General features: G+C 68.5%; 23 protein-coding genes and 1 pseudogene. 16 read left to right on the forward strand and 8 right to left on the reverse strand.

Translation table 11 applies throughout. The features are described from left to right. Positions 1–48: 48 nt before the first annotated feature. From Bsp3421_RS17610 to Bsp3421_RS17635, 6 genes and pseudogenes are all read right to left on the reverse strand, one after another. Positions 49–537 (reverse strand): GNAT family N-acetyltransferase, encoded by a 489-nt coding sequence (locus Bsp3421_RS17610; protein WP_274001974.1) that lies wholly within the window; start codon positions 535–537, stop codon positions 49–51. Beyond that, positions 534–809: a hypothetical protein gene (locus Bsp3421_RS17615; RefSeq protein ID WP_252983162.1), complete on the reverse strand. Its 276-nt coding sequence runs from the start codon at positions 807–809 to the stop codon at positions 534–536. The genes Bsp3421_RS17610 and Bsp3421_RS17615 overlap by 4 nt, the downstream gene beginning before the upstream one ends. Positions 810–843: 34 nt before the next feature. Next, positions 844–2,133: a molybdopterin molybdotransferase MoeA gene (gene moeA / locus Bsp3421_RS17620; protein ID WP_274001979.1), complete on the reverse strand. Its 1,290-nt coding sequence runs from the start codon at positions 2,131–2,133 to the stop codon at positions 844–846. A gap of 112 nt (positions 2,134–2,245) precedes the next feature. After that, positions 2,246–2,872, reverse strand: a complete 627-nt coding sequence (mobA, locus tag Bsp3421_RS17625) for a molybdenum cofactor guanylyltransferase MobA (RefSeq protein WP_274001981.1) — start codon at positions 2,870–2,872, stop codon at positions 2,246–2,248. Beyond that, a pseudogene (locus Bsp3421_RS17630) lies at positions 2,872–3,632 on the reverse strand (GTP 3',8-cyclase MoaA). Before Bsp3421_RS17630 ends, mobA begins: the two are co-directional and overlap by 1 nt. Positions 3,633–3,771: 139 nt before the next feature. Further along, positions 3,772–6,927, reverse strand: a complete 3,156-nt coding sequence (locus Bsp3421_RS17635; protein ID WP_274001983.1) for an Rne/Rng family ribonuclease — start codon at positions 6,925–6,927, stop codon at positions 3,772–3,774. 718 nt (positions 6,928–7,645) lie between these two features. On the opposite strand from Bsp3421_RS17635, the gene Bsp3421_RS17640 reads away from it, so the two are divergent. From Bsp3421_RS17640 to Bsp3421_RS17655, 4 genes are read left to right on the forward strand one after another with little or no spacing between them, the layout of a single operon-like run. After that, positions 7,646–8,653 (forward strand): RluA family pseudouridine synthase, encoded by a 1,008-nt coding sequence (locus Bsp3421_RS17640; protein WP_274001985.1) that lies wholly within the window; start codon positions 7,646–7,648, stop codon positions 8,651–8,653. Positions 8,654–8,657: 4 nt separating this feature from the next. Continuing rightward, positions 8,658–9,317 (forward strand): HAD-IIIA family hydrolase, encoded by a 660-nt coding sequence (locus tag Bsp3421_RS17645; RefSeq protein WP_252983155.1) that lies wholly within the window; start codon positions 8,658–8,660, stop codon positions 9,315–9,317. Further along, positions 9,314–9,706: a Rieske (2Fe-2S) protein gene (locus tag Bsp3421_RS17650; protein WP_274001988.1), complete on the forward strand. Its 393-nt coding sequence runs from the start codon at positions 9,314–9,316 to the stop codon at positions 9,704–9,706. Before Bsp3421_RS17645 ends, Bsp3421_RS17650 begins: the two co-directional genes overlap by 4 nt. Before the next feature lie 16 nt (positions 9,707–9,722). Then, positions 9,723–10,712 carry a S49 family peptidase gene (locus Bsp3421_RS17655; protein ID WP_274001989.1) on the forward strand — a complete coding sequence of 330 codons (990 nt, stop codon included), beginning with the start codon at positions 9,723–9,725 and terminating at the stop codon, positions 10,710–10,712. A 22-nt stretch (positions 10,713–10,734) separates the two neighbouring features. On the opposite strand, the gene Bsp3421_RS17660 is transcribed toward Bsp3421_RS17655, so the two are convergent. Both Bsp3421_RS17660 and Bsp3421_RS17665 read right to left on the reverse strand, forming a co-directional pair. Further along, the gene (locus Bsp3421_RS17660; RefSeq protein ID WP_274001991.1) at positions 10,735–11,457 is read right to left on the reverse strand and encodes an SAM-dependent methyltransferase; all 723 of its coding nucleotides are present in this window, start codon (positions 11,455–11,457) and stop codon (positions 10,735–10,737) included. Continuing rightward, entirely contained in the window at positions 11,454–12,089 is a 636-nt protein-coding gene (locus tag Bsp3421_RS17665; protein WP_274001994.1) for a Maf-like protein, read from the reverse strand. Before Bsp3421_RS17665 ends, Bsp3421_RS17660 begins: the two co-directional genes overlap by 4 nt. A gap of 254 nt (positions 12,090–12,343) precedes the next feature. Between Bsp3421_RS17665 and Bsp3421_RS17670 the strand changes: the two genes are divergently transcribed. The 12 genes from Bsp3421_RS17670 to Bsp3421_RS17725 all read left to right on the forward strand — a co-directional run bounded on the left by Bsp3421_RS17670 (position 12,344) and on the right by Bsp3421_RS17725 (position 21,940). Beyond that, entirely contained in the window at positions 12,344–12,967 is a 624-nt protein-coding gene (locus Bsp3421_RS17670; protein ID WP_274001996.1) for a DUF177 domain-containing protein, read from the forward strand. 97 nt (positions 12,968–13,064) lie between these two features. Further along, the gene (rpmF, locus tag Bsp3421_RS17675; protein WP_252983148.1) at positions 13,065–13,244 is read left to right on the forward strand and encodes a 50S ribosomal protein L32; all 180 of its coding nucleotides are present in this window, start codon (positions 13,065–13,067) and stop codon (positions 13,242–13,244) included. 133 nt (positions 13,245–13,377) lie between these two features. Further along, positions 13,378–14,481, forward strand: coding sequence for a phosphate acyltransferase PlsX (gene plsX / locus Bsp3421_RS17680; protein WP_274001999.1), 1,104 nt, complete (start codon positions 13,378–13,380; stop codon positions 14,479–14,481). Then, on the forward strand, positions 14,482–15,471 hold the full coding sequence (locus Bsp3421_RS17685; protein ID WP_274002001.1) for a beta-ketoacyl-ACP synthase III: 990 nt from the start codon (positions 14,482–14,484) through the stop codon (positions 15,469–15,471). Positions 15,472–15,542: 71 nt separating this feature from the next. Beyond that, entirely contained in the window at positions 15,543–16,475 is a 933-nt protein-coding gene (gene fabD, locus Bsp3421_RS17690; protein ID WP_274002003.1) for an ACP S-malonyltransferase, read from the forward strand. A 43-nt stretch (positions 16,476–16,518) separates the two neighbouring features. Continuing rightward, positions 16,519–17,268, forward strand: coding sequence for a 3-oxoacyl-ACP reductase FabG (fabG, locus tag Bsp3421_RS17695; RefSeq protein ID WP_274002005.1), 750 nt, complete (start codon positions 16,519–16,521; stop codon positions 17,266–17,268). A gap of 143 nt (positions 17,269–17,411) precedes the next feature. Next, positions 17,412–17,651, forward strand: coding sequence for an acyl carrier protein (gene acpP, locus Bsp3421_RS17700; RefSeq protein WP_012735022.1), 240 nt, complete (start codon positions 17,412–17,414; stop codon positions 17,649–17,651). A gap of 148 nt (positions 17,652–17,799) precedes the next feature. After that, the gene (gene fabF, locus Bsp3421_RS17705) at positions 17,800–19,038 is read left to right on the forward strand and encodes a beta-ketoacyl-ACP synthase II (RefSeq protein ID WP_274002026.1); all 1,239 of its coding nucleotides are present in this window, start codon (positions 17,800–17,802) and stop codon (positions 19,036–19,038) included. Positions 19,039–19,049: 11 nt separating this feature from the next. Beyond that, positions 19,050–19,511: a hypothetical protein gene (locus Bsp3421_RS17710; RefSeq protein WP_274002028.1), complete on the forward strand. Its 462-nt coding sequence runs from the start codon at positions 19,050–19,052 to the stop codon at positions 19,509–19,511. A gap of 70 nt (positions 19,512–19,581) precedes the next feature. Further along, complete coding sequence (gene rpoE / locus Bsp3421_RS17715; RefSeq protein ID WP_252983141.1) at positions 19,582–20,181, forward strand: RNA polymerase sigma factor RpoE; 600 nt, start codon at positions 19,582–19,584, stop codon at positions 20,179–20,181. A gap of 86 nt (positions 20,182–20,267) precedes the next feature. Further along, a complete protein-coding gene (locus Bsp3421_RS17720; protein WP_274004246.1) occupies positions 20,268–20,879 on the forward strand; it encodes a sigma-E factor negative regulatory protein in 612 nt (203 codons plus the stop codon). A 5-nt stretch (positions 20,880–20,884) separates the two neighbouring features. Then, positions 20,885–21,940, forward strand: a complete 1,056-nt coding sequence (locus Bsp3421_RS17725; protein WP_274002030.1) for a MucB/RseB C-terminal domain-containing protein — start codon at positions 20,885–20,887, stop codon at positions 21,938–21,940. The last annotated feature ends 5 nt before the right edge of the window (positions 21,941–21,945 follow it).

Raw genomic sequence — 21,945 nt, forward strand, 5'->3', positions numbered from 1 at the left:
GCCAGGCGGGAAACGGGACAAGGGGCGCCGCGGCGCCCCTTGTTGCATTCAGCGGGGCTGCGCGAGCGTCGCGAGCGCGTCGCCGGCGACGCGCACGATCTGCCAGTCGGGCATCACGGTCGCGCCGAGCTTTTCGTAGAAATCGATGGCCGGCTGGTTCCAGTTGAGCACGGTCCATTCGAAGCGGCCGCAGCGGCGCTCGACCGCGAGTGCGGCAAGATGCCGCAGGAAGCGCGTGCCGAGCCCGGAGCCGCGTTCCGGCGGCTGCACGTACAGGTCTTCGAGATAGAGGCCGCGCCGGCCGACGAAGCTCGAATAGTTGTGGAAGAACAGGGCGTAGCCGACGAGCGCGCCGTCGCGCGCGGCGACGAGCGCCTCGGCGGCCGGGTGCGCGCCGAACAGCGCCTCGGCGAGGTCGGCTTCGGTGGCGGCGAAGACGTGCGCGAGCTGCTCGAATTCGGCCAGCTCGCGCATCAGCGCGAGGAGCGCGCCGACGTCGCCGGGCGTCGCCGCGCGGATCGCGGCGGCCGCGGTCATGCCTCTTCCGGCGCGTCGGACAGCACGATCTCGATGCCGCCGAAGCGCGAGGCCACCCAGTTGTAGGCGTGGCAGGCGATCCACAGCAGCACGAAGCCGAGGATCGCGTTGAGCAGCAGCGCGCTGAAGATCGTGCTCAGCTCGACCGACCCGAAGCGCACGAAGGCGACCAGGATGCCGAGCAGGACGATCGGCACGCTGAACGTCAGGTAGACGAGAATCAGCGCCTTCGCGGTTTGTCCCGCGGCGATGGATGTGATTTGCTTTTTCATGTGCGTGTAGCCCCCGTGTGTACAGAAAACGAATCTAGATTGCGTCGCCGAACGGCAGGATATCGACCGTGGCGCCTACGTCAACCCGCGCGGTGTCGTGCGCGAGCACGATGAAGCAGTTGGCGGCCGCGAGGCCGGCGAGCGAGGCCGAGCTTTGCGAGCCGGCGGGCTCGACCAGCCAGCGGCCGTCCGGCGCGCGCGAAGCGCGGCCGCGCAGATATTCGGTGCGGCCCGGCCGCTTGTCGAACGCATGCGTGCTGACGGCCGGATAAAGCGCGGCCGGCTGCGGCTCGGCGCCCATCATGGCGAACAGCGCGTCGCGCACGATCACCTGGAAGGTCACCGCGACCGCGACCGGGTTGCCCGGCAGGCCGAAGAACAGCGCGGGCCGCTCGGCGCGCGTGTCGTCCGCCCACAGGCGGCCGCAGGCGAGCGGCCGGCCCGGGCGCAGCGCGACGTTCGCGAAGGTGACGTCGCCGAGGCGCGCGAGCAGCGCGCGCGTGAAATCCGCGTCGCCGACCGAGACGCCGCCCGAGGTGATCACCACGTCCGCCTGGGCGGTGGCGGTGCGCAGTGTGTGTTCGAGCGCCGCCGGATCGTCGCGGACGATGCCGAGGTCGAGCAGGTCGAGGTTGAGCGGCGCGAGCATGCCGTGCAGCGTCGCGCGATTGCTGTCGTAGAGCGCGCCCGCGTCGAGCGCTTCGCCGGGGACGCGCAACTCGTCGCCGGTGGAGAAGAACGCGACGCGCAGGCGGCGGCGCACCGCGAGGTCCGTGATGCCGAGCGAGGCGAGCAGGCCGAGATCGGCGGCGCGCACGCGCCGGCCCGTGCCGAGCACGCGCGCGCCGCGCGCCAGGTCTTCGCCCGCGCGGCGGCAGTTGGCGCCGCGCGCGATGCTCGCGGCCGCGAAGCGCACCGTGTCGCCTTCGAGCGTGGTGCGCTCCTGCGCGATCACGGTATCGGCGCCCGCGGGCATCGGCGCGCCCGTCATGATCCGCACGCAGGCGAGCGCGGGCAGCGTGCCCGTGAACGGGTGGCCGGCCAGCGCGCGGCCCGCGACGGACAGCGCGCAGTCGGCGGCGCCCGCGAGCAGCGCGCCGGCGAACGCGTAACCGTCCATCGCCGCATTGTCGTAGGCCGGCACGTCGAGCGGCGACAGGATGTCGGCGTCGAGCACCCGGCCGAGCGCGTCGCGCGCCGCGACCCGCTCGTGGTCCGTGACCGGCGTCGCGTGGCGCAGCGCGAGCGCGCGGGCGGCATCGACGCTGAGCGGAGCGTCGGTGTCGGGCGAAGCGGGCGAGGCGGTGGCGGTATGCGTGGTCATGAGTGGGAGGCGCCGCGAGGCGGACGATGATCGTGGCCGGGAGGCCGGCGGTGTGCGCGGCGGGCGCGTGGTGGCCGGGATGGCACGCGGCGGGCGGAGCCGGCGGTGCGCGTCAGGCGCGGTTCAGTCCGGCCAGATCCTGCAAAGAGTTGGCATTGTAAAACGCGCGCTCGTCAGTAAAAGTGACTTCGACGGTCTTGTGGCGTGCGTACCACGCACGCATCCGGTGCTCGCCGGCTTCGAGCGCGGCCGTCAGGTCGTCCGCGAGCGCGGTGCGCACGAGCGCGAACACCGGGTGCGGCGAGCGCGCGCCGTGCGCGTCGACGGTCGCGGCCATCGCGATGTCGGCGTGCGCTGCGTCGAGCGCCGCGGCGAGCCGCGCGCCGAGATCGGCGGGCAGGAACGGCGAATCGCACGGCGCGCACAGCACGAAGGGCGCGTCGACGGCGAGCAGGCCCGCGAGCAGGCCGGCGAGCGGGCCCGCGAAGCTGTCGTCGGCATCGGTCGCGACCGTCGCGCCGAACGGCGCGCCGAGCACGGCGTAGCGGTCGAGATGGCGGTTCGCGCTGATCACGAGCGGGCCGGCCTGCGGCGCGAGACGGCGCAGCACGTGCAGCGCGAGCGGCTCGCCGTGCAGCAGTTGCAAGCCTTTGTCGACGCCGCCCATCCGCGTGCCGCGTCCGCCTGCGAGCAGCAGGCCGGCGGGGGCGGAGGAGGGAGAAGACGGGACGCTGCGCATCAGCCGCCGATGTAGGACATCTCGACGCGCCGGGCGTCGCGCACGGGCGCCGTCGGGCTGCCGCGCAGCTGCGAATAGCGGTCGGCGCGCGCATGCCAGATCTGCGCGATCGCGGTGGCGATCTCGGCGTCGCTCGCGCCGCCGCGCAGCAGCGCGCGCAGGTCGTGGCCCGATGACGCGAACAGGCACAGGTACAGCTTGCCTTCGGTCGACAGGCGCGCGCGAAGATCGCCGCGAGCACGTCGGCGCTCGCGAAATCGGCGTCGTTCATGCGCTTGAACAGCGCGTCGTCGAGCGCGTCGAGGCTGATCGTGACGCGCGACAACCCGGCGTCCTTCAGGCTTTGCGCCTTTTTCGCGAGCAGCGCGCCGTTGGTGGTGAGCGTGAGGTCGAGCGGGCGGCCGTCGATCGTGGTCAGGCGCGCGAGCCGCTCGATCAGGAATTCGAGGTTCTTGCGCAGCAGCGGCTCGCCGCCGGTGATGCGGATCTTCTCGACGCCGTGCGCGACGAACTGCCGGGCCAGCCGCTCGATTTCCTCGTGCGACAGCAGGTCTGCGTGGGGCAGGAACGGATAGTTCTTGTCGAACACCGCGCGCGGCATGCAGTAGACGCAACGGAAGTTGCAGCGGTCCGTGACCGAGATGCGCAGGTCGCGCAGCGGCCGGGCCAGCGCGTCGTTCAGGACGCCGGTCGGGACGTGGGCGGGGCCGGGGACCGGCACGGCGCTCGCGTCGGCCACGGGAATGATGCGTCGGGACATGATGATTGAAAGGTAATCCAGACTTCCATTTTAGCTGGAAGCGACGAGGAGGACCGGTGCACGGCGTCCCGTGGAAAACCAGCACAGATAAAAAAGCCCGCCTCTTTCGAGGCGGGCTTTTGTCCAAGCGGCGCGGAACTTAGTGGTTCTGCGACGTTTCGACCTGCTGCATCGGCGTTGCGTCAGCCGGCGGCAGCGCCTTGCGCTCGCGCGGCACGCGCGCGGCGGGCGCGTGTTGCGACGCCTCGGCCTGCGCGGCGCGCAGCTTGTCCGTGTCGGTGTTGACCCACACGAGCCCGGCTGCTTCCAGCACGGTCTCGAGCTTCGCGGCCGGCGCAGGCGCGGCGGCGACCGGCACGGGTTGCGGCGCGACCGGCGCCGGGGCTGCTTCGACCGGCGCGGCCGTTACGACCGGCTCCGGCTGGGGCGCGGCGACCGGCGTCGGCGCGATGGCTTCGACCTGCGGTTTGGCGGGGGCGGCAACGGTTGCCACGGCCACGGGGGCGGCTTGCGGCGCAACTGGGGCGGTTTCGACCGCGACCGGGGCGGTTTCAGCCACGACCGGCGTTTCGACTGCGACAGGTGCCTCGACCGCGACAGGTGCTTCGATTGCCACCGGCTCGACGGCCGCCGGCTCGACATGCGCGACCGGTGCGGTTTCGACCACGGCCGGCTCGCTTGCCGGGGCAGCGGGTTCGGCTGCGACGACGGGCGTTGCGGTGTGGGCGACGTCCGTCACGGCCACCTCGGTTGCCGCTGCGGCGGCGACCACGGCCACGGCGGGCGCTGCGACCGGCTCGGCTGCGTGCGTTGCGGCGTCGGTTGCGCTGACGCCTTCGTCCGCGTCGCCTCCCTGGTGCATCACGCCCTGGATTTCCTCGTCACGCTCGCGACGACCGCCACGGCGGCCGCGACGACGGCGGCGGCGCTCTTCGCTGCCGGCTTCCGCGTCACCGCCTTCGATATCAGGCGCGTAGCCCGGCTTGTCGGTCGCTTCCGCTGCATGCGCGTCGGTGCCGCGGTTCACGGTTTCGAGCGTGGCGGCATGCTGGACCGGTTTGCGGCGCTCGCCGCGCTCGCGGCGCGGCGCGTCGGCGGCTTCCGGCTGCTCGGCGCGTTCGCGTTGGTCGCGCGGCTCGCGGTTTTCACGCGGCTCGCGGGGTTCACGCGGTTCACGGGCCTCGCGCGGCTCGCGGTTCTCACGGGCCTCGCGCGGTTCGCGGCCTTCGCGACCCTCGCGGTTGTCGCGTTGGCCACGGCCTTCGCGCGGCTCGCGGCCTTCACGGCCTTCACGCGGTTCCCGAGCCTCGCGGCCCTCGCGGTTTTCACGGCCTTCACGCGCTTCCTTGCCTTCGCGTTCGGCGCGCGGCTGCTGCGCGCGGCCGCCGGCTGCCTGGTCACGGCCGCCTGCCTGCTGCGGGCCGTTGCCGCCGCGGCGGTTGCGGTTGCGATCGCCGCCGCGTTCGGCCTTTTCGCCGCGCTCGGTCTTGTCACCGCGTTCGCGCGCCGGACGGGCCGCTTGCTCCTTGGCGGCCGGCGCCGGAGCGGGCGCGGCGGCCGGCTGGAGGCCGAACAGGCCCTTCAGCCAGCCCACGAAGCCGCCGCTCGCCGCGACCGGCGCGGCGGGTGCCGCCGGCGCCGGCTGCGGGCGCTGCGGCGCCGGGCTGGGCGCCGGACGCTCGGGCGTGATGCCCTTCACGGCGGCTTCCTGCTTCGGCTTCACCTCTTCGGCGCGCTTGCTGTAGCCGGTTTCCGACTCGAGTTCGCGGGCGGCTTCCTCGGCCATCTTCCACGAGGCGCGCGGGTCGTCGAGGCGCGCGTCGTCGTGGCGCAGGCGTTCGAGCTTGTAGTGCGGGGTGTCGAGGTGCTTGTTCGGGATCAGCACGACGCCGACCTTGAAGCGCGACTCGATCTTGTTGATTTCCTGGCGCTTTTCGTTGAGCAGGAAGGCGGTTACCTCGACCGGCACCTGGCAGTGGATCGCCGCGGTGTTTTCCTTCATGGCCTCTTCCTGAATGATCCGCAGCACCTGCAGCGCGGACGATTCGGTGTCGCGGATGTGGCCGGTGCCGTTGCAGCGCGGGCAGGTCACGTGGCTGCCTTCCGACAGGGCCGGGCGCAGCCGCTGGCGCGACAGCTCCATCAGACCGAAGCGCGAGATCTTGCCCATCTGCACGCGGGCGCGATCGTGCTTGAGCGCGTCCTTCAGGCGCTGCTCGACCTCGCGCTGGCTCTTGGCCGATTCCATGTCGATGAAATCGATCACGATCAGGCCGCCCAGGTCGCGCAGGCGCAGCTGGCGGGCCACTTCATCGGCGGCTTCGAGGTTGGTGCGGGTCGCGGTTTCCTCGATGTCGGCGCCCTTGGTGGCGCGCGCCGAGTTCACGTCGATCGCGACGAGCGCCTCGGTGTGGTCGATCACGATCGCGCCGCCGGACGGCAGCGGCACGGTGCGCGAGTACGCGGTCTCGATCTGGTGCTCGATCTGGAAGCGCGAGAATAGCGGCACGTCGTCGTGGTAGCGCTTCACCTTGTTGACATTGTCCGGCATCACGATGTCCATGAAGGCGCGGGCCTGGTCATGGATCTCGGTGGTGTCGATCAGGATTTCGCCGATATCGGGCTGGAAATAGTCCCGGATCGCGCGGATCACGAGGCTCGACTCCAGGTAGATCAGCATCGGCTGGCCCGAGTGGCCGCTTTGCGAAGCGGCCTCGATCGCGCGCCAGAGCTGCAGCAGGTAGTTCAGGTCCCACTGCAGTTCCTCGGCGCTGCGGCCGATGCCGGCCGTGCGGGCGATCATGCTCATGCCGTCGGGCAGCTCGAGCTGGGCCATCGTCTCGCGCAGTTCCTGGCGCTCGTCGCCCTCGATCCGGCGCGACACGCCGCCGCCGCGCGGGTTGTTCGGCATCAGCACCAGGTAGCGGCCGGCGAGCGAGATGAAGGTGGTGAGGGCGGCGCCCTTGTTGCCACGTTCTTCCTTCTCGACCTGGACGATCAGTTCCTGGCCCTCGCGCAGCGCATCCTGGATGCGGGCGGAGCGCATGTCGACGCCTTCCTTGAAATACTGGCGGGCGACTTCCTTGAACGGGAGGAAACCATGGCGATCTTCGCCGTAGTTGACGAAACAGGCTTCGAGCGACGGTTCGATACGGGTGACGACACCCTTGTAGATATTGCCTTTGCGCTGTTCGCGGCCGGCCGTTTCGATATCGATGTCGATGAGTTTCTGTCCATCGACGATTGCGACGCGCAGTTCTTCCTGCTGCGTCGCATTGAACAGCATGCGTTTCATTGAACGACTCCAGGCGGCTCTGCCGGCGGCGCCTCGCGGTTGTCAGCCGGAGGGCGGGGACGACGTCAGGCCGCGCCTTGTTGTGTTGTCACAAGCACGCTGGAGCGGGGATGCCGACGGGGAGAATTGCCTGCGGAGGCCCGGCCCGGACGACAGGGGCGGTGGCCATTGGCACTGCGAACACGGCTTCAAAGCACGGCGTCGACACTCCGCGCGCCTCAGGGCGCGCTAAGCCTCCGACCGGGCACTGCCGCAAGGCGCGGGCGCAAGGTGCGCGCGACGCCGATGGGCGGCAGATGCTGCGGCTGGGCCGCAGCGGGGAGTATCGAATCCAGCCCGACTTTCCCGCCTGGGGTGTTCTTCCTTGGTTTGACGTCGCCAAGCTTCGCACTCTTCGCGAAGCCACATCAGGCGCACGCCGTAACATTCGCAACTGGAAGCGCAGGCTGCTCACTGCGCGGCGCGTGCGCTTCCAATTGAATTCTTTGGTCCAACATTCCGTTACCGCGGCAGCGTTTCAACCGAATCCGCCTGTGGGCGCGATCCCTGCCGAAGCCGGCTGCCGTGCGTGCAACTTGCTGCTTTCTGATTCATCAAGGACGAGCAGCACGCCCCCGGCGCAAGTAAAATGACGGTTTGCGCTTGCGCCTTGCACAGTCCGCCCGAATCGGCCGATCAGGCCGCCCGCGGCGGAAAGCTGCACAAAATTATATTCAGTATGAATGAGTTAGGCAAAATTTCTCAGAAATTGGTCGCGAGCGACCAGGTTTCACTGCTCGAAATCGACGACAGCGCGGCCGGACAGCGCATCGATAATTTCCTCCTGCGCGTCTGCAAAGGCGTGCCGAAGAGCCATATCTACCGGATTCTGCGCAGCGGCGAGGTCCGGGTCAATAAGGGTCGGGTCGACGCCCAGTACCGGCTCGCGCACGGCGACATCGTGCGGGTGCCGCCCGTGCGGATCGCGGCGGCCGACCTCGCGCGCGCCGACGCCCCCGTCGTGCAGCCCGCCGCGTTCGAGATCCTGTTCGAGGACGACGCGATGCTCGTCATCAACAAGCCGGCCGGGGTGGCGGTGCATGGCGGCAGCGGCGTCGCGTTCGGCGTGATCGAGCAGCTGCGTGCCGCGCGGCCGCAGGCGAAGTTCCTGGAGCTCGTGCATCGGCTCGACCGCGAGACCTCGGGTATCCTGATGCTCGCCAAGAAGCGCTCGGCGCTCGTCGGCCTGCACGCGCAGATCCGCGACAACCAGCTCGACAAGCGCTACTTCGCCTGCGGGCACGGCGACTGGGCGGCCGACTGGGGCCGCCGCCGCGCGGTCAAGGCGCCGCTCTTCAAGTACTCGACGCCCGACGGCGAGCGCCGGGTGCGGGTGCAGGACGACGGCCTGCCGTCGCACACGGTCTTCAACCTGGTCGATCGTTGGCCTGGCTACGCGCTGCTGGAGGCGGAACTCAAAACGGGTCGGACCCATCAGATCCGGGTACACCTTGCCCATCTCGGCCTGCCGATCGTGGGCGACGCGAAATACGGCGATTTCGCACTGAACAAGGCGCTGGCGCGCGCAAACGCGATGCCGTCGCTGAAGCGGATGTTCCTGCACGCGCACCGGCTGCGCGTCGCGCACCCGCTGACGGGCGAGGCGCTGCAGTTCGACGCGCCGCTGCCCGCGGAATGCCGCAGTTTCATCGATCAACTCACCGACTTGCGCGATACCGCCCGATAAAAGCATGGCTCGAGAGCAATTTGACCTGATTGTGTTCGACTGGGACGGCACGCTGATGGATTCGACTGCGCATATCGCGCACAGCATCCAGGCGGCGTGCCGCGACCTTGGCCTGCCCACGCCGTCGGACGAGGCCGCGCGCTACGTGATCGGCCTCGGGCTGCGCGACGCGCTGCAGATCGCCGCGCCGGATCTCGATCCGGCCGACTATCCGCGGCTCGCGGAGCGCTACCGGGTCCACTATTTCACGAAGGACCAGCGCACCGAGCTGTTTCCCGGCGTGCGCGCGATGCTCGAGGAGCTGCGCGACACCGGCTACCTGCTCGCGGTCGCGACCGGCAAGGGGCGGGTGGGCCTGAACCGCGCGCTCGACCAGGCCAAGCTGACCAGCCTGTTCGACGGCACCCGCTGCGCCGACGAGACCTTCTCGAAGCCGCATCCCGCGATGCTGCAGGAGCTGACCCGGGAATTGGGTCAGGATCTGGCGCGCACCGTGATGATCGGCGACACCACGCATGACCTGCAGATGGCCGCCAACGCCGGCGCGGCGGGCATCGGCGTCGGCTACGGCGCGCACGCGGCGGCGGCGCTCGCGGCGCTCGAACCCCGTTTCGTCGCGGCCGATATCGAGGCGCTGGCCGGCTGGCTGCGCGAGTACGCATGAGCGAGTCAACGCAACCCGCCTGGCGCGTGTGCGCCGCCGATGCGCTGGCCGACGGCGGTGCGGGCGTGCGCTGCGCGGCGCGCCTGCGCGGCGAGGAGGCGGTCGTGTTTTTCGTGCGCTACGAGGGCCGGGCCTACGGCTACCTGAACCGCTGCGCGCACGTGCCGATGGAACTGGACTGGGTCGAGGGGCAGTTCTTCGAGTCGTCCGGCCTGTATTTGATGTGTGCGACGCATGGCGCGATCTACGCGCCCGATACCGGCAAGTGCGTCGGCGGGCCGTGCCGCGGCGCGCGGCTGCGGCCGGTCCAGGTCGACGAACGGGACACGCCGGACGGCCGTGCGGTATTCTGGCTGCCCGACGACGACCTGCATCCCGCAGCGTCCTGACTTCTGACGACCCCGCATGGCCGACCAACTGACTCCTTCTGATTCGACCCCTAAATCTTCCACCGGCGGCGAGTCGGGTTGGGAGCGCGCGGCGCTCGAGCGGATCGCGCTCGCGGCGATCAAGGAACAGCGCGCGGCGCGGCGCTGGCGGATCTTTTTCCGCTTCGCGTTCCTGGCGGTGCTGCTGGTCGTGGCGTTCGCGCTGGTCGATTTCTCGGGCGACGGCAAGCTGTCGTCGGGCCGCCACACGGCGCTCGTGACGATCGACGGCGAGATCGCCACGGGCACCAACGCGAATGCGTCCGACATCAATTCGGCGCTCGACGACGCGTTCGACGACGCGGGCACGGCGGGCGTGGTGCTGCGCATCAACAGCCCGGGCGGGAGCCCGGTGCAGGCGGGCATCGTGTACGACGAGATCCGCCGGCTGCGCAAGCAATACCCGTCGAAGCCGCTCTACGTGGTCGTCACCGACATGTGCGCGTCGGGCGGCTATTACATTGCGTCGGCCGCGGACAAGATCTACGTCGACAAGGCGAGCATCGTCGGCTCGATCGGCGTGCTGATGGATGGCTTCGGCTTCACGGGCCTGATGGACAAGCTCGGGGTCCAGCGCCGCCTGCATACCTCGGGTGAGAACAAGGGCTTCTTCGATCCGTTCTCGCCGGAAACGCCGAAGATGGACGCGCATGCGCAGGAGATGCTCGACCAGATCCACGCGCAGTTCATCAAGGCGGTGAAGGACGGCCGCGGCGCGCGGTTGCACGACAGCCCCGAGTTGTTCTCGGGGCTGTTCTGGACCGGCGAGAAGAGCGTCGAGCTGGGGCTCGCCGACGGCTTCGGCACGACCGACAGCGTCGCGCGCGACGTGCTGAAGGCGCCCGACATCGTCGACTACACGGTCAAGGAAAGCCTGTCCGACCGGGTCGCGCGCCGTTTCGGCGCGGCGGTCGGCCATGCCGCGATGAAGGCGGCGCTGGCGGGCGGCGAGTTCAAGCTGCGCTGATCGGCCGCCCGCCGGGGCCCGGCTAGTTCGCGAGCAGCAGGAAGATCGCCGGGCGCTTGTGCAGGTCGGGCGCGGGCGCCTTTTTCCAGGCGGCGGCCGGGCGGCTCAGGATGGTCTCGGTCGACAGCGTCAGGTCGGCGGCGACGCAGATCAGCGTCGACGGCGCGCAGGTCGCCGTCAGCGTGTCGAGCATCGCCTGATTCCGGTACGGCGTCTCGATGAAGATCTGGGTCTCGTTCGCCTTGCGCGAATGCGCCTCCAGTTCCCGCAGCCGCTTCGCGCGGGCGGCGGCGTCGACCGGCAGGTAGCCGTGGAACGCAAAGCTCTGGCCGTTCAGGCCGGATGCCATCAAGGCAAGCAGGATCGAACTCGGGCCGACGAGCGGCACGACCCGTACGCCGCGCTCGTGCGCGCGCCGCACCAGCAGCGCGCCGGGGTCGGCGACGGCCGGACAGCCGGCCTCCGACACGAGCCCGGCGTCGGTGCCGGCGAGCAGCGGCGCGAGCAGCCGCTCGATCTCGGCTGCCGGCGTCTTGACGTTCAATTCGCGGATCTCGATGTCCTGGATCGGCCGTTCGGTGCCGATCTTCTTCAGGAAGGCCCGGGTCGTTTTCGCGTTCTCGCCGACGTAGTAGCCGAGCGTCGCGGCGCGCGCCTGCACGGCGGCAGGCAGCACGGCCGCGAGCATCGCCGCGTCGCCGTCGCCGAGCGTGTTCGGGATCAGGTACAGGGTGCCGGTCGTCATCGTGCGATGCCTCCCGAGGCGGCGCCGAACAGCGGCAGCCCGGCCGTGCCCAGCATGCGCGTGAGCGCGATCAGCGGCAGGCCGATCAACGCGGTCGGATCGTCGGAATCGATCGCATCGAGCAGCGCGATGCCGAGCCCTTCGGATTTCGCGCTGCCCGCGACGTCGTAAGGGGTCTCCGCGTGCAGATAGGCGTCGAGCGCCGCGTCGGCGAGCGTGCGAAAGCGCACCCGCGTCACGACGTCCTCGCGCTGCGCGTGGTCGGTGCGGCTGTCGTAGAGGCACAGCGCGCTGTGAAACTCGACCTCGCGGCCCTGCATGGCCTTCAGCTGGGCCAGCGCGCGCGCGTGGGTGCCCGGCTTGCCGATCTGCAGCCCGTCGAAAGTCGCGACCTGGTCCGACCCGATCACGAGCGCGCCGTCCGGCGCGTCGATCTGCCGCGCGACCGCGCGCGCCTTCGCTTCGGCGAGGCGCAGGGCGGTCGCGGCGGGCGTTTCGTCCGGCAGCGGGGATTCGTCGAGGTCGGGGCTCAGCACGTCGAACGGCAGGCGCAGACGCTCGAGCAGCTCGCGCCGATAGCGGGAGCTGGAGGCAAGGATCAGGCGGGGGAGGCGGGAAGGGGTGGCCGGCATGATGGAAAGCGGTTGAGGCGGATCAATGGGGCGCCCGCTGGGCGCTGTTTAAGTGTTTGACTCGAAAAGACAAAACGGTTATGCTTTTGCGCTTTTCATCGGCAGTATTTGTGCCGATTTCTTCGGAAACCGCTCCGGAGGCCGCGCCGAGCCTGTGTCAGGCCCAGGCGGGCGGCGCCGGGCGGGTGGGTCAGCAACGGGCCAGGCCTGGCCGGTACGCCCGGCCATCCCGATCGACGACAGCAGGAGCGCACATGACATCTTCCGGCAAACCTGCGGTTTCGCTCGATCCGCACGCGGTCGACCTGTTCGAGTTCGCTCGCAGCGGCCGTCAGGCGGCGGGCGCGCTGCACCTGTCGCAACTGCCGCGCATGTTAAACGAAGTGCCGGCCGACGCGCCAGACCGCGATACGCGCTTCACCTGGCAGGCGGAGGGCTCGACCCAGCCGGAACTGCAGGACGACGGAACCGAGGGGCCGCAGCCGTATCTGCGCCTCGCGCTGCACGGTTCGGCGTGGCTCGAATGCCAGCGCTGCCTGACGCCGTACCAGCAGGCTTTCGATGTCGACGTGGTGTATCGCATCGTGGCGACCGAAGAAGAAGCCGAGGCATTCCCGCTCGACGACGATGAGGTCGATGTGATCGTAGGCTCGCGCCAGTTCGATCTCGTCGACCTGATCGAGGAGGAGTTGCTGCTTTCGCTGCCCCTTGTGCCGAACCACGATGTGTGTCCGGCGGTGCACGAAAGCCTCGTGTCGGGCGCGAGCGCCCCCGTCGCCGAAGCGGATGAAGCATCCGACGAGGCGGGCGGGGAGAGCGACAAGCCGAACCCGTTCGCGGCGCTCGAGGCGCTGAAGCGAGACGGCGAGAAACACTAGGCAGTAGGAGCACGGGAAGGCGTTGGGCCGTCGGGCCCGGGATGTTAAGCGTCGGATCGGGCTGTGTTAGAATCCGAAAAATTTTTAGGAGTTAGTCATGGCAGTTCAGCAAAACAAGAAGTCGCCGTCGAAGCGCGGCATGCACCGTTCGCACGATTTCCTGACGGGCGCGCCCATCGCGGTCGAGCCGAGCACGGGTGAAGTGCATCTGCGCCACCACATCAGCCCGAACGGCTACTACCGCGGCAAGAAGGTCGTCAAGACGAAGAACGACTAAGCGTCGCGTCGCGCGGTGCCTGATGATGATTCGGGCGGTTCGTGCGACAAGCGGTTCGCTTGACACTTTCCTGGCTCGACAAAAAGGCGGCATTCAACTGCCGCTTTTTTGTGCCTGAAATTCGTCGCACTCCATGACTGTAAAGCTCACAATCGATTGCATGGGAGGCGACCACGGCCCGTCCGTGACCGTTCCCGCCGCAGTCAAGTTCGTCCGCGCGCATCCCGACGCCAGCCTGATGCTCGTCGGCCTCGACAGCGCGATCCGGGCCCAGCTCAAGAAGCACAAGGCGCTCGACGAACCCGCGCTGACCATCGTGCCCGCCACCGAAGTCGTGGCGATGGACGATCCGGTCGAAGTCGCGCTGCGCAAGAAGAAAGATTCCTCGATGCGGGTCGCCCTCAATCACGTGAAGGACGGCGACGCGCAGGCCTGCATCTCCGCCGGCAATACCGGCGCGTTGATGGCGGTTTCCCGTTACGTTCTCAAGACGCTGCCCGGCATCGAGCGGCCCGCGATCGCGTTCGCGCTGCCGAATCCGACCGGCTACACGATGATGCTGGACCTCGGCGCGAACGTCGACTGCGAACCGCAGCATCTGCTGCAGTTCGCGGAGATGGGGCACGCGCTCGTCGCCGCGCTCGAAGGCAAGGAGCGTCCGTCGATCGGCCTGCTCAACATCGGCGAGGAGATGATCAAGGGCAACGAGACGATCAAGCGCGCGGGCGAATTGCTGCGCGCCAGCACGCTCAATTTCCGCGGCAACGTCGAAGGCAACGACATCTACAAGGGCACGGTCGATGTGATCGTGTGCGATGGTTTCGTCGGCAACGTCGCGTTGAAGACGTCGGAAGGGCTCGCGCAGATGCTCGCCGACATCATCAAGGAAGAGTTCAGCCGCTCGCTGCTGTCGAGGCTGATGGCGGTGCTCGCGCTGCCGGTGCTGCTGCGCTTCAAGAAGCGCGTCGATCATCGGCAGTACAACGGTGCGGCGCTGCTCGGCCTGCGCAGCCTCGTGATCAAGAGCCACGGCTCCGCGGACGCCTATGCGTTTGAGTGGGCGATCAAACGCGGGTATGATGCCGTCAAAAATGGCGTGCTGGAGCGACTGTCGCGGGCGATGGCGGAAAACGCCGCGCCGCTGGCCGACGGACGCGAGGCGGGCGGGGCGGGCGGTGCGAGCCCTGTGGCCGGTCAGCCAGCAGAGCCTTCCGCCGCGCTATCCTCTAAAGCATAAATGGCCCAATCGACTCTCTATTCCCGCGTGCTCGGCACGGGCAGCTGTCTGCCGCCCAACCGGGTCACGAACCAGGACCTCACCGATCGTCTCGCGCAGGAAGGCATCGAGACCAGCGATGAGTGGATCGTCGCGCGCACCGGTATCCACGCGCGCCACTTCGCCGACCCGAACGTGACCACGAGCGACCTCGCGCTGGTCGCCGCGCAGCGCGCGATCGAGGCCGCCGACGTCGATCCGCAGTCGATCGATCTGATCATTGTCGCGACCTCGACGCCCGACTTCGTGTTCCCGAGCACGGCCTGCCTGCTGCAGAACAAGCTCGGGATCAAGAACAACGGCGCCGCGTTCGACGTGCAGGCGGTGTGCTCGGGCTTCGCGTACGCGCTCGCCACGGCCGACAGCTTCATCCGCAGCGGCCAGCACCGCACGGCGCTCGTGATCGGCGCGGAAACCTTCTCGCGCATCCTCGACTTCAAGGACCGCACCACCTGCGTGCTGTTCGGCGACGGCGCGGGCGCGGTCATCCTCGGCGCGTCCGAGGAGCCGGGCGTGCTCGGCAGCGCGCTGCATGCGGACGGCAGCTACTCGCATATCCTGTGCACGCCGGGCAACGTGAACGGCGGCGTGATCAGCGGCAGCGCATTCCTGCACATGGACGGCCAGGCCGTCTTCAAGCTCGCGGTGAACGTGCTCGAGAAGGTCGCGGTCGAGGCGCTCGCGAAGGCGGGCCTCGCACCCGAACAGGTCGATTGGCTGATTCCGCACCAGGCGAATATCCGTATCATGACCAGCACCTGCCGCAAGCTCGGCTTGCCGCAGGAACGCATGGTCGTCACCGTCGGCGAGCACGGCAACACCTCCGCTGCGTCGATTCCACTCGCGTTCGACACCGCAGTGCGCGACGGCCGCATCAAGCGCGGTCAGCATGTGCTGATCGAAGGCGTCGGCGGCGGCTTCACGTGGGGCGCGTCGGTGTTCCGCTACTGATTTCCGCGGATCTCATCCCAGCCGGCGCGCAGAAGCTGCGCGCCGCTCGAATCGATTCATTTGGGGACGTTATGAAATTTGCATTTGTCTTTCCCGGCCAGGGCTCGCAGGCTGTCGGCATGCTCGACGCATTCGCCGACCTCGCCGTCGTGCGCGAGACGGTCCAGGAGGCGTCCGATGCGCTCAAGCAGGATCTCGGCAAGCTGATCGCCGAGGGCCCGGCGGAAGAACTCAATCTCACGACCAATACCCAGCCGGTGATGCTGACCGCCGCCTATGCGTGCTATCGCGCGTGGCAGCAGGCGGGCGGCCCGGCGCCGTCGATCGCTGCCGGGCACAGCCTCGGCGAGTACACCGCGCTCGTCGCGTCCGGCGCGCTCGCGTTCGCCGACGCGGTGCCGCTCGTGCGGTTCCGCGCCCAGGCGATGCAGACCGCGGTGCCGGTCGGCCAGGGCGGCATGGCCGCGATCCTCGGTCTCGACGACGAGACGGTGCGGGCCGTGTGCGCGGAAGCATCGGTCGCCGGCGTGGTCGAGGCGGTGAACTTCAACGCGCCGGCCCAGGTCGTGATCGCCGGGGCCAAGGCCGCGGTCGAGAAGGCCTGCGAGGTGGCGAAGGCGAAGGGCGCGAAGCGCGCGCTGCCGCTGCCGGTGTCCGCGCCGTTCCACTCGTCGCTGCTGAAGCCGGCGTCGGACCAGTTGCGCGACTATCTCGCGCGGGTCGACGTGAAGGCGCCCGCCGTCGACGTCGTGAACAACATCGACGTGGCCGTGGTCAGCGATCCGGCCGCGATCAAGGACGCACTGGTGCGTCAGGCGGCCGGCCCGGTGCGCTGGGTCGAGTGCGTGCGGCACATCGCGGGCACGGGCGTCACGCACGTGATCGAATGCGGCCCGGGCAAGGTGCTGACCGGCCTCACGAAACGCATCGACGGCAACCTGACGGGCGCCGCGGTGTTCGATCCGGCGTCGCTCGACGAGGCGCTCAAGCTCGTCGCCGCGTAAGCGGAGCCAGGCGCTCGCCGTTCACCGAACCACGGAAGATTTCATGGAAAAAACTCTCGATAAACAGGTTGCGATCGTTACCGGCGCATCGCGCGGCATCGGCCGTGCGATCGCGCTCGAACTGGCGCGTCGCGGCGCGATGGTGATCGGCACCGCGACGAGCGAGTCGGGGGCCGACGCGATCAGCGCGGCATTCAAGGAAGCCGGTCTCGAAGGCCGCGGCGCGATGCTGAACGTCAACGACGCAGCCGCCGCCGAGGCGCTGATCGAGGCGACGGTCAAGGAATTCGGCTCGCTCGGCGTGCTCGTCAACAACGCGGGCATCACGCAGGACCAACTCGCGATGCGTATGAAGGACGACGACTGGGACGCGGTGCTCGACACCAACCTGAAGTCGGTGTTCCGCCTGTCGCGCGCGGTGCTGCGTCCGATGATGAAGGCGCGCGGCGGCCGGATCATCAACATCACGTCGGTGGTCGGCTCGGCCGGCAACCCGGGGCAGGTCAACTACGCGGCGGCGAAGGCCGGCGTGGCCGGCATGACCCGCGCGCTCGCGCGCGAGATCGGCAGCCGCGGCATCACGGTGAATTGCGTGGCGCCCGGCTTCATCGACACCGACATGACGAAGGCGCTGCCCGACGAACAGCAGGCGGCGCTCAAGACCCAGATTCCGCTCGGCCGCCTCGGCAGCCCGGACGACATCGCACACGCGGTCGCGTTCCTCGCGTCGCCGCAGGCCGGCTATATCACAGGCACGACATTGCATGTGAACGGCGGCATGTACATGTCGTAACGGATTTCGTTTACCATCCGCGCCGTGCCACGTTAATCCTGTCGCGGCGCTTGTCTAACCGTAAAGCCGGCGCGCATTTTGGGCGGCAGCAAACCTGATAAAATGCGCGCACTTGTAAATCTGAACTTTCCCTCGGAGGGGTAATGGACAACATCGAACAACGCGTCAAGAAGATCGTCGCTGAACAACTGGGCGTCGCCGAAGGCGAAATCAAGAACGAAGCATCGTTCGTGAACGATCTGGGCGCGGACTCGCTCGACACCGTCGAACTGGTGATGGCACTGGAAGACGAGTTCGGCATGGAAATCCCGGACGAAGAGGCCGAGAAGATCACGACCGTGCAGCAAGCGATCGACTACGCTCGCGCGAACGTCAAGGCCTAAGCGCCGTCCGCGTCGTTCAGCGCATACTGCGTTTGAGGCGCATCTCGCCGGCTCCGTCCGGCAGAGCTAACAGCCACAGGGCTCGCAGGGCTGGTTCCTGTGGCTGCTGTGGCTTTTGTTTTTGTCATCCAATGGAAAAGAGGTTACCGTGAGCCGCCGTCGAGTCGTTGTTACAGGCCTTGGGCTGATTTCGCCTGTTGGCAATAATGTTGCCGACGGCTGGGCCAATCTGGTGGCCGGCAAGTCCGGCATCGCCAACATCACGAAGTTCGATGCGACGAACTTCTCGACCCGCTTCGCAGGCGAGGTGAAGGGCTTCAATATCGAAGACTACCTGCCCGCGAAAGAAGCGCGTCACATGGATACGTTCATCCACTACGGCGTCGCGGCCGGCATGCAGGCGATGCAGGACAGCGGTCTTGCGATCACCGAGGAAAATGCCGAGCGGGTCGGCGTCATCGTCGGCTCGGGGATCGGTGGCCTGCCGATGATCGAGGTCACGCAAACCGAACTGCTGAACCGCGGTCCGCGTCGGATCTCGCCGTTCTTCGTGCCGGCGTCGATCATCAACATGATCTCGGGCCACCTGTCGATCAAGTTCGGCCTGAAGGGCCCGAACCTCGCGATCGTCACGGCCTGCACGACCGGCCTGCACTGCATCGGCGAGGCGTCGCGCCTCATCGAGTACGGCGATGCCGACGTGATGATCGCCGGCGGCGCGGAATCGACCGTCTCGCCGCTCGGCATCGGTGGTTTCGCGGCCGCGCGCGCGCTGTCGCAGCGCAACGACGATCCCGCGACGGCGAGCCGTCCGTGGGACAAGGACCGCGACGGTTTCGTGCTGGGCGAGGGTGCGGGCGTGATGGTGCTCGAGGAGTACGAGCACGCGAAGGCGCGCGGCGCGAAGATCTACGCCGAGATCGGCGGCTATGGGATGAGCGGCGACGCCTATCACATGACCGCGCCGCTCGAGGACGGCGACGGCGCGCGCCGTTGCATGGTCGCTGCGCTGCGCAACGCGGGCATCAATGTCGACCAGGTGAACTACCTGAACGCGCACGGCACGTCGACCCAGCTCGGCGACCTCGCTGAAACGATCGCGATCAAGCGCGCGTTCAACGACCACGCGAAGGACATCGTCGTCAATTCGACCAAGTCGATGACGGGCCACCTGCTGGGTGGCGCGGGCGGTCTCGAGTCGGTGTTCACGGTGCTGGCCGTGCATCATCAGATCTCGCCGCCGACGATCAACATCCTCAACCAGGACCCCGAGTGCGATCTCGATTACTGCGCGAACGAAGCGCGGGACATGAAGATCGACGTCGCGCTGAAGAACTCCTTCGGCTTCGGCGGGACTAACGGCACGCTGGTCTTCAAGCGCGCCTGACGCAGGCTCACTTGACGGATCCTTTCCGCGCCGGTCCGCGCATCGCGCTGCGCGCGTCGGCCGGACTGGCCGGCGCGCTGGCCGGGTGCGTGGCAAGCGCGGCATGGGCCTGCCGGGTGGTCGCGACGCCCCTCGTCGGGCCGTCCGGCGCGACGCTCCTCGCCTTGCTCGTGGCCGCCTGGCTCGCGCTGCGGGTCGGCGCGGCCTGGCGACGCAGGGTGCCCGCGCAGCTCGGCATCGATGCCGGCGCGGGCACGCTCGCGGCGTTCGACCGCGCGGGCCGGCTGCTGGCGGAAGGGCGCGTGGTCGACGGCGTGCAGTGGAGCGATCTGCTGCTCGCGCTGACCGTACGCGGCCGGACGAAGCGTGCGGCCACGCTGTTCGTGGCCGCGGATTCGGTCGACGTATCCACGTTTCGCGTACTCTCCGTGCTGGGCCGTCGCGCGCGTCGCGGCGAACCGGCACGGGCGTGACGCGCGCGGCGCGAGGGCGGGGCGCTACAATGGCGTTCCGCGTTGCATCCCTAGTTAACGGATTTGTCAGGTGAGTGAAAAAGAAATCGACCAGGCGCTGGTCGAACGCGTACAGAAAGGCGACAAGGCGGCGTTCGAACTCCTGGTCACCAAATACCACCGCAAGATCATCCGACTGATTTCGCGCCTCGTGCGGGATCCCGCGGAGGTCGAGGACGTGGCCCAGGACGCCTTCATCAAGGCGTATCGGGCGTTGCCGCAGTTTCGCGGCGAATCGGCGTTCTACACGTGGTTGTACCGGATTGCCGTGAATACGGCGAAGAACTACCTTGCGACCCAGGGTCGCCGGGCGCCCACCTCGACTGAAGCGGATGCCGAAGAAGCGGAAACTTTCTCCGACGCCGACCAACTAAGGGATATCAACACGCCCGAGTCGATGTTGATGAGCAAGCAGATCGCCGAGACGGTCAACGCCGCCATGGCCCTGCTGCCGGAAGAATTGCGCACGGCGATCACGCTGCGCGAGATCGAAGGCTTGAGCTACGAGGAAATCGCGGAAATGATGGGATGCCCGATCGGCACGGTCCGGTCGCGGATCTTCCGCGCCCGCGAGGCGATCGCCACGCGGTTGCGGCCATTGCTCGATACGCCGGAAGGCAAGCGCTGGTAAGCGCATGGCGGGCCGGGACGGCCCGGGGTCTAGAGGTATCACAGAAAGTCGTGGATCACGACGGGATAGGTAAGATGGGGAGCATCATGGGGTCGGTTTCTACACAGTCGCAAGCATGCTCGCAAGGCGAGCGCCTGTCCGCACTGGTCGACGGCGAGCCGCTCGACGGGCTTCAGCTGGGGCAGCTCCTGGCCGGGCTTGGCGAGACCGAGCGCGTGACCTGGGCGCAATACCACGCGATCGGCGATGCGCTGCGCTCGGATGAGCTTGCGCTGTCGCCGGCCGTCAGCGAAACCTTCATGACGCGCTTCTCCGCGAGCTTCGCGGCGGAGCCGCACCTGCTCGCGCCGGCCGCGATCAGCCCGGTGGCGCGCACGCTGCTGTCGTGGCGCCGCCGCGTCGTGCCGGCGTTCGCGGTGGCGGCGGCTGCCGCCACGCTGACCTGGATCGTCGTGCCGCAGCTGCAGGGCACGGGTGGCGGTCAGGCGCAGATCGCGTCGGCGGGCGCGCCGCAGGGCGGCGTGCAGCGCGTCGCGGCCGTTCAGGCAGGCGCGCAGCCGGCGTTGCAGGATGCCAACATCATCCGTGACGCGAGCCTCGACCAATATCTCGAAGCGCACCAGCAGTTCGCGCAGCAACCGGTCGTGACGGGCTCGATGCCGCTCATTCGCGCCGCCGTGACCACGCAAGGCCAATAAACCCGATGCGGACATTGCAGGTGAAGCACGCCATTCCCGGCTGGAAGCGGCTGCCGGCGCTGTTGCTTTGCGCGGCCGCGCTGTTGTCCGTTCAATCCCACGCCGTCGCGCAGCAGCCCGACGATCTCGTCGCCACGCGGCGCGCCGCGGCGGACTGGCTCGACCGGATCCAGCAGGCCGCGCAGCAGCAAAGCTACGAAGGCACCTTCGTCTACCAGCGCGGCACCTATGTGCAGTCGTCACGCATCGTCCATGTGGCGGTGAAGGGCGACGGCGAGTACGAGCAGATCGAGACGCTCGATGGCAAGCCGCGCAAGCTGCTGCGCCATAACGACGATCTCTACACGTTCGTGCCCGAGCGGCGCCTGTGCGTCGTCGAACGGCGCCAGAACAAGGATTCCTTCCCGGCGCTGCTCGGCGCGAGCGGCGAGCAGGTGCTGGCCGTCTACGAGCCGAAGCTGCTCGGCCAGGACCGGGTCGCGGGGCTCGACGCGCAGGTCGTCGAACTGATGCCGAAGGACGCCTACCGCTTCGCCTACAAGCTCTGGACCGACGCGCGCACCGGGCTGCTGCTGCGTTCGCAGACGCTCGACGCGGACGAGCGCGTGCTCGAGCAGATCGCGTTCTCGCAGGTGCAGATCGGCGCGGGCAATGCCGCGCAGAAGGGCGCGATCGCGGCAGGCATGCGCAACCTGACCGGCTGGACCGTGGTGCGGCCGCCTGTCGCTCCCGTCGACATCGAGGCGCAGGGCTGGCTGATCGCGCCGACCGTCGCCGGCTTCCGCAAGATTCGCGAAGTGCGCCGTCCGATGGCGTCGCGCGATGCCGGCGATCCGCCGATCCCGGTCGACCAGGCGGTCTATACCGACGGCCTCGCCACCATCTCCGTATTCATCGAACCGGCCGAGAAGAATGTCCGCAAGGAAGGCGCGGGCAGCACCGGCGCGACCCACGTGCTCGTCAAGCGCCGCGGCGACTACTGGATCACCGCGCTGGGCGAGGTGCCGCCGGCGACCTTGCAGCAGTTTACGTCTGCCATAGAATACAAGGCTTCCAAGTAACCTTC

The organism is Burkholderia sp. FERM BP-3421 (assembly GCF_028657905.1).
In the GTDB taxonomy this organism is placed as follows: domain Bacteria; phylum Pseudomonadota; class Gammaproteobacteria; order Burkholderiales; family Burkholderiaceae; genus Burkholderia.